This is a genomic window from Nonomuraea deserti (genome assembly GCF_004348685.1).
GTDB classification, from domain to species: Bacteria; Actinomycetota; Actinomycetes; order Streptosporangiales; family Streptosporangiaceae; genus Nonomuraea; species Nonomuraea deserti.
This window is the reverse complement of sequence record NZ_SMKO01000315.1, coordinates 1-6856: the sequence shown is the minus strand read 5'-3', so window position 1 is coordinate 6856 and position 6856 is coordinate 1. Positions and strand designations below refer to the sequence as shown.

At 67.4% G+C, this 6856-nt stretch carries 7 protein-coding genes, 1 tRNA gene and 1 pseudogene; 5 read left to right on the top strand and 4 right to left on the bottom strand.

The features are described from left to right. Positions 1-391: 391 nt before the first annotated feature. From E1292_RS48795 to E1292_RS48785, 3 genes are all read left to right on the top strand, one after another. Complete coding sequence (locus tag E1292_RS48795) at positions 392-568, top strand: helix-turn-helix domain-containing protein (protein WP_220447439.1); 177 nt, start codon at positions 392-394, stop codon at positions 566-568. Positions 569-668: 100 nt separating this feature from the next. After that, positions 669-821: a CopG family ribbon-helix-helix protein gene (locus E1292_RS48790; protein WP_106240258.1), complete on the top strand. Its 153-nt coding sequence runs from the start codon at positions 669-671 to the stop codon at positions 819-821. Between the two features lie 4 nt (positions 822-825). Continuing rightward, complete coding sequence (locus E1292_RS48785; RefSeq protein ID WP_132606617.1) at positions 826-2007, top strand: site-specific integrase; 1182 nt, start codon at positions 826-828, stop codon at positions 2005-2007. 106 nt (positions 2008-2113) lie between these two features. Here E1292_RS48785 and E1292_RS48780 read toward each other — a convergent pair. After that, positions 2114-2185 (bottom strand) — tRNA-Val (locus tag E1292_RS48780). Positions 2186-2671: 486 nt separating this feature from the next. Between E1292_RS48780 and E1292_RS48775 the strand changes: the two genes are divergently transcribed. After that, positions 2672-3088 carry an SsgA family sporulation/cell division regulator gene (locus E1292_RS48775; RefSeq protein ID WP_132341648.1) on the top strand — a complete coding sequence of 139 codons (417 nt, stop codon included), beginning with the start codon at positions 2672-2674 and terminating at the stop codon, positions 3086-3088. A gap of 175 nt (positions 3089-3263) precedes the next feature. Here the strand turns inward: E1292_RS48775 and E1292_RS48770 are convergent, their stop codons facing one another. Then, the gene (locus E1292_RS48770) at positions 3264-3941 is read right to left on the bottom strand and encodes a DUF305 domain-containing protein (RefSeq protein WP_246090985.1); all 678 of its coding nucleotides are present in this window, start codon (positions 3939-3941) and stop codon (positions 3264-3266) included. A 15-nt stretch (positions 3942-3956) separates the two neighbouring features. Here E1292_RS48770 and E1292_RS48765 point away from each other — a divergent pair, with 15 nt between their 5' ends. Further along, positions 3957-5333, top strand: a complete 1377-nt coding sequence (locus E1292_RS48765) for an LVIVD repeat-containing protein (RefSeq protein ID WP_165975156.1) — start codon at positions 3957-3959, stop codon at positions 5331-5333. A gap of 4 nt (positions 5334-5337) precedes the next feature. Here E1292_RS48765 and E1292_RS48760 read toward each other — a convergent pair whose 3' ends face one another. Both E1292_RS48760 and E1292_RS52050 read right to left on the bottom strand, forming a co-directional pair. Next, entirely contained in the window at positions 5338-5862 is a 525-nt protein-coding gene (locus tag E1292_RS48760) for a hypothetical protein (RefSeq protein WP_132606616.1), read from the bottom strand. Positions 5863-5919: 57 nt separating this feature from the next. Then, positions 5920-6856, bottom strand: a pseudogene (locus E1292_RS52050) (hypothetical protein); the annotation flags it as partial.

Below are 6856 nucleotides of genomic sequence, written 5' to 3'. Positions count from 1 at the left end.
GCCCACCATCCGCCCCTCACCCCGACACGCCCGCGACAACCCCGTACGAGCCGCTGAAGACGCACTCACCACCGCACTGAGGCAGGCCCCGAGCGACGGGGTGAGCATCGGCGACCTCATGCGCGCAACCGGCATGCGCCGAACCTGGGTCTACCAACGCCTCCAAGAGCTGAGCCGCACGCGCCAGGTCGAACAGGTCTCACGAGGACGCTGGCGAGCCCTCCCAGAGGTGCACGATCCGTAATCGTCCGCGTCCGCCGTCCGCGTCCGTCCGCGCGTCTGCGCGTGTAGAGGCAGCGACAGGCGCGGACGGACGAACCGACGGACGATCACCATCCGTAACCGGCGACCGTGCGCGGGCACACCTCGACGATCGAGAGGGGGGATGCACATGCAGGCATACACCGTCGAACAAGTCGCGGAGATGCTGAGCATCGGACGTGACAAGGTCTACTTCCTTCTCCGTACCGGACAGCTCAAGAGCATCAAGATCGGCAAGCTGCGCCGGATCACCGACCGGCACCTTGCCGAGTTCGTTTCCTCGCTGGAATCGATGGACGAGGCGTAGAGCATCGTGCTACAACGTTCTACAAGGCCGGTTGTCCGGAACCCTCGCACAACCGGCCGGCGCCTCTTGATAACTGCATGACACAGGAAGGAAGCCGTCAATGACGAGCGACCGAACGACCCTGCCTCCCGTACGCGTGGACACGGAACTCAAAGACCGTCTCCGCAAGTACGCCGAGTCGCAGGAACGAGATGTGTCGTGGGTGATCAGGAAGGCGATCGAGGAGTACCTCAACCGTCACGAGAAGGGGTGATCCCTTGGCCAAGATCCTGATCGGCAAGTACGAAGCGACCATCTATCCCGAGGGGGACGGCTTCACCGGAGCCATCTCCCTCGGGTTCGGCCCCGACGGCAAGCGCCAGCGCCTCAAGCGCAAGGCCAAGACCAAGACCGCCGTTAAGGACAAGCTGATCAAGGCCGTCAAAGACCTTGAAGCGGGCATCACCGCATCGGAGACCTACACCGTGCGCGATGCCGTCAACGACTGGCTCAGCAAGGGCATCAAGGGCCGATCCGAGAACACCGTCACCAAGCTACGCATCCTCGCCGAGACGCACGTCATCCCCGGACTGGGGAAGATCAAGCTCCAGCAGCTCCGCGCGGATCACGTGGATGAGTGGCTTGACCGACTCGCCGGCGAACTGGCGACCACCACCCTGCGGGAGATTCACAGCGTGCTGAAGCGAGCCATCCGGCAAGCCCAGGCACGTGACATGGTGCTCAGGAACGTGGCTGAGCTGGTCACCACGCCCAAGGGCACGGACGGGCGCCCCAGCAAGGCACTCACCCGGCACCAGGCGGAGGCGGTGCTCAAGGCCGCGGCAACCTCGGAACTTCATGCCTACGTGGTGCTCAGCCTCACCACGGGCGTCCGTACCGAGGAAGCCCGCGCGCTGCACTGGGATCACGTCGTCGCCTGGATACCGAACCTCAAGCAGTGGCAGCCGGTCACCGAGGCAGGGTTCAGACACAAGAAGCTCGCCATCTACGTATGGCGAGCCGTCCGAGAAGGGGGTGACACCAAGACCCGCAAGTCACGGCGCACGCTGGAACTCCCCAGACTCGCCGCCGAGGCCCTCCGGCACCATCACACCCGCCAGGCCACCCACAAGCTCAGGGCGGGCGAGGCATGGCAAGACCACAACCTGGTGTTCTGCACGAGCGTCGGCACCGAGTTGGACGCGGCCAACGTGCGGCGGGCATTCCGCAAGATCACAAAGGACGCAAAGATCGGAACCGCCTGGACACCGCGCGAACTGCGTCACTCGTTCGTTTCCATCATGAGTGACCAGGGTGTGCCCATCGAGATCATCGCTGATCTCGTCGGGCACGCGGGCACCAGCGTCACAGAGGCGGTCTATCGGCACCAGCTCAGGCCGGTGATCACCAAAGGTGCCCAAACCATGAACACGATCTTCGGTGACAGCCGACACGGGTAGAGAGTCCGAGTGAGATGGCTCCCCGATTGGCTCCCATCGTCCCCCAGACACGAGGAACGGGGCCTCGGATCAACTCCGAAACCCCGTGCTACCTGCGTCTTCGCGGTGGGCGATACTGGGATCGAACCAGTGACCTCTTCGGTGTGAACGAAGCGCTCTCCCGCTGAGCTAATCGCCCGCCCTGTCGGCTCCGCTTGGTGCCGACGGGGAAAACCATACCGCACTCTGGCGCCTGCTGGCGAAGCGATGTGATCCCGAGCGGGTGGGCCGGGCTGCGGGAGGGGGCCGGGGGGTGACCGGATCGGCGCAGCAGTAGGGATTCGGGTGAAACGCGGCGGTTGCCCATCGGCATGGCGGGTCGGTGGCATACCATCAGTCGTGTTCCGGAAGACGCCGGTCGCGATCATTTCGCAAGAAACGTTCATGACCGACGCCTCTGGATCACGGTCCACCGCACGCAAAACCCTTGCAAATACGACCCGATTGATGCCGTTTAGCCTGGTAGATGCCTAAATGTCCAGCTGTGATGTGCGTTACAGAAGGCCCTAGGAGCGGAATCTTTCCTACGGGTTTCTTCGTTCCCTGCGTCATAGCTCAGGACGAAGTCCGTCAGAGCAGTGAAAGCCCCGTAGAGGGGACCTACGACGAAAAGGTTTGGCTGACGATGAACAGCACCACCGTCTCCGCCGAGCTTGGCCTTCGGCTTGTGGTCCCCGACCGTACAACCGTCCCCCTGCTCGCCGGGTTGAGTTACACAGCCGACGACCCATACGCCATCCGCATGGCCTTCCACGTAGGGAACGACGAGCCGGTCGAGTGGATCTTTGCTCGCGAGTTGCTGACCGTGGGCATCGTGCGACGCGTCGGTGACGGCGACGTGCAGGTGTGGCCCGCGCGCGCCGACGGCGAGCGCACGCTGCACATCAGTCTCACGTCACCGTTCGGGCAGGCGCTCTTCGAAGTGCCGCTGGCCCCGCTCACCGAATTCCTCCACCGCACGTACGAGAAGGTGCCCGCGGGCCGCGAGACCGACTTCATGGATCTCGACAGCGAGCTGACCAACATGCTCTGGCCCTCGTGATCCGGAACGCCCCTGATCCGAAGCGGCCCTGATCTGAAGCGGCCCTGATCCGAGGCGCCCCCTGACCCGGGGCGCATTCTGACCCGGAGCGCCCCCCGGCCCGGAGCGCCCCCTGATCCGGGGCGCCTCCCGACCGGAGCGCTTCCTGGCGCGGAGCCGTCCCCCCGAGCCGGAGCTAGGCCGGCAGCGATTCCAGCACCCGCTTCATGCGGGCGATCTCGATGCTCTGACCCGAGTACACATCCTTGGCGAGCAGCCGCATGCGCCGGTCCCGGCCGGTCGCGAGTTGCTCTCCCGCCATCTTCACCGCCCCCTCGTGATGCCTGATCATCAGCTCGAGGAACAACCGGTCGAAGGCGGTCCCCTTGGCCGCCCCCAGCGCGTTCAGCTGCTGCTCGGTCGCCATTCCGTAGCCCTCGGCCTCCCCGTGGTCGTGCCCCGACGGCGCAGAGCGGCCCAGTTCGGTGAGCCAGCTGGCCATGCCCTTGATCTCCGGCAACTGGGCGGCGTCGATCGCGCGGGCGATCGCGCGGATGGTGGGCGTGGTCGTGCGGTCTTCCACCAGTGCGGTCATCTCCAGTGCCTGGCGATGATGCGGGATCATGGCCTCGGCGAAACGTACGTCGGAGGCCACGGTCGGAGCGGGCGTCTGCCCGATCCGCTCCCCCGGCGTCGCCGTGCGTCCTTGGCCGCCCGGGCTGCCCGGCACGATGACCGGCGCCTCCGTTCCCACGGCCGAGGGTTGGGCAGGCGGCTGCGAGCAGGCGCTAAGGCCCAATATGGTCAGAACCGTGATGAAGACGGTGCGCGGCGTCGAACCTGCTGACATAGCTTCCATACTGAGCCACAACATGAAGGGGAATGCGCGTTGATCTCTGCCAAGCTGCGCGGAGCGTTGTTGTGTACGGTCCTGCTGCTGGTCTCCGCGTGCGCCGGAGTCCCGCTGGGGGGCAGGCCCGAAACGCCCGCCGGGTCGTCGCAGGAGACCAGCGCTCCAGCAAGGACCGCCGCGGACGGCGTGATGAAGAGCGACAACGTGGAACACGTCGCCAACATTCCGAGGACCGCCCCGTTAGACGGTCCGGAAGACCTCAACACGGACCTCGCCTTCCAGGGCGACTACGCGTACGTGGGCAACTTCGGCGGGTTCACGATCTACGACATCAGCGACCCGACGAAGCCGGAGATCGTCAGCCAGGTGTCCTGCCCGGCGCAGCAGAACGACGTCACCGTCTACGGCGACCTGCTCATCCTGTCGATCGACGAGCCGCGCAGCGGCCCGGAGTGCGACTCCCGTGATGACCGCCGCAGCTGGGAAGGGCTGCGCATCTTCGACATCAGCGACAAGAAGAGCCCCAGGTACGTCAGCGCGGTCCAGACCGACTGCGGCTCCCACACGCACACGATGGTCCCCGCCGGGGAGACCGTGTACGTGTACGTCTCCTCGCCGGGCCCGGAGCCCGAGTCGGAGACCTGCCAGCCGCCGCACGAGCTCATCCAGATCGTGGAGATCCCGGTGCAGGATCCGCGGTCGGCGAAGATGGCGGCGAAGCCGGACCTCTTCCCGGAGCGCTCCAACAGCGAGAACGGCTCCGGCTGCCACGACATCACCGCCTACCCGGAGAAGCACGTGGCCGCGGCCGCCTGCTTCGGCGACGGCGTGATCCTCGACATCTCCAACCCGGTCGAACCGAAGGTCGTCCAGCGGCTCAACGACCCCGAGAACTTCCAGATCTGGCACTCGGCGACGTTCAACAACGACGCCACCAAGATCGTGTTCGGTGACGAGCTCGGCGGCGGCGCCATGGCCACCTGCGACAGGAACACCCCTCCCACGAAGGGCGCTGATGCCGTCTACGACCTGGTGAACGGCCAGCTGGAGCGGCGCGGCTACTTCAAGATCCCGCGGGAGCAGCAGCCGGACGAGAACTGCGTCGCCCACAACGGCTCCCTGATCCCGGTGCCGGGCAAGGACGTCATGGTCCAGTCGTGGTACCAGGGCGGGGTGTCGATCTGGGACTTCACCGACTCCGCCAACCCGAAGGAGATCGGCTTCTTCGAGCGCGGTGCCGACGAGACCGGCGGCACCGTGGGCTCCTGGTCCGCCTACTACTACAACGGCTACATCTACTCCAGCGACATGCGCCAGGGTCTCGACGTGCTGCGCATCGATCATCCGCTCACTGACCCGGCCAAGCAGGTCAAGATGGACGACTTCAACGTACAGACGCAGAAGTCGTACTAGATGGTCAGTGCGCCTCGGTGGTCCCCCAGGACGGCCAGCAGTGCTTCGACCGCGCCGCCGCGCCCGCGATGGCGGCGCCGTCGAGCCGCATGGTCTCGAGGTCGATGCCGGCCCACGGCCACTCCATGGTGAGGACGAAGTCCTCCGGCGGCGGCAGCGGATGCAGCCACAGGGGCGTCTGGTAGAGGGTGAACGTCGCGTCGCCGCGCACGCCGCCCGGAAACCAGGAAAGGCTCGGCGGGGCGCAGTGGTGGTCGGCGTCGGAGGCGACCTCGACGCCGTCCGAGTAGCGCAGCGTGATGTGCAGCGACGTGCTCTCCTCGCCGGAGAACGCGGAGTCGAGCTGCAGCGCCAGGCCGCGCGGCGCCGCGGCGTTACGGGCCACGACGTCGATGTTCAGCAGGCAGCCGGTGTCGAAGGCCTGGATCATCGGCAGCAGGACGGCCAGGGCGGGGGTTCGGGCGAGCACGCGCTCCACCGTGACGATGGCACCCATGGTGGAGATCGGCGGCACCGGGGCTGTCTCCATGTCCCTCATCATCGCCGCACGAGGGGCCTGAGGCGATCCCATGGCGTGCCCGGATCGCTAGCCGGGCGCGGCGATCTCCCCCTGCCGCCAGCCCCCGAACGTCGTGGAGTAGGTGGAGGCGAGCTCGGTGCCGCGTACCTCGGTCACCCAGGAGAGCACGAAGAGCCGGGGGCGGTTCTGCCGGTCCAGCTCCAGCTGCCAGTTGATCCTGGTGCCTTCGAGCTCGTTCGTCTTCCAGCCGGCCATGCCCGCGAGCTGCTCCTGGATCGCGCCGGGCGCCTTCTCCGCCGGCAGGCTGCCGGAGTAGCGCAGGGCGGCCGCGTCCACCCGCTCCGTGCGCCTCACCAGGTCGAGGATGACGCCGATGCCCGACATGGTGACGACCATGTCGAGGTGGTCCTGGCCGCGCGGCTCGCGCTCCCCCTGAGCTTTCCCGTCGACGAACAGCTCGACGGAGCCGCCGGACAGCACCATGGTCACGTCCATGGCCGGCTCGCCGGCGGGGGCGACGGTCATGGCGTAGGCGCAGTTCTGCGGGCTGAAGCTCGCCTCGGGATGGAACCGGATCCGGCCGTGCGCCTTCGCGGCGAACTCGCTCTGCGTCAGGGCGCCGTCGAAGGTCAGGTCCGCCATCGGCTTCACCGTGATCGCGCTCTGCATCGCGATCACGATGTCCTGCCCTTCCGGCCGCGGCGGGACGATCGTGCGCTCGGGCGTCGTGGTGGCGCCCGGCGAGCCGTCCCGCCCGGCCGGTGTCGCCGGGCCCGCGGGGGTGGTGGACGTCACGGTCCGGCCGCTCACGTCCGGGCTGCCTGCGGCGGCGGGCCCGGTGGCCCGCGCCCGGGGTGCCGGGCCCTGGGCTGAGCGCCACCACAGCACGCCTCCCGTCACGGCCGCCGTGCCCGCGACCGCGCCCGCTCCGAGTAGCAGCGCCCGCCGCGACACCCGGCCTCGCCCTCCGCCCGCCGCCGCCCGCGCGCCCCTGCTGAGCTCC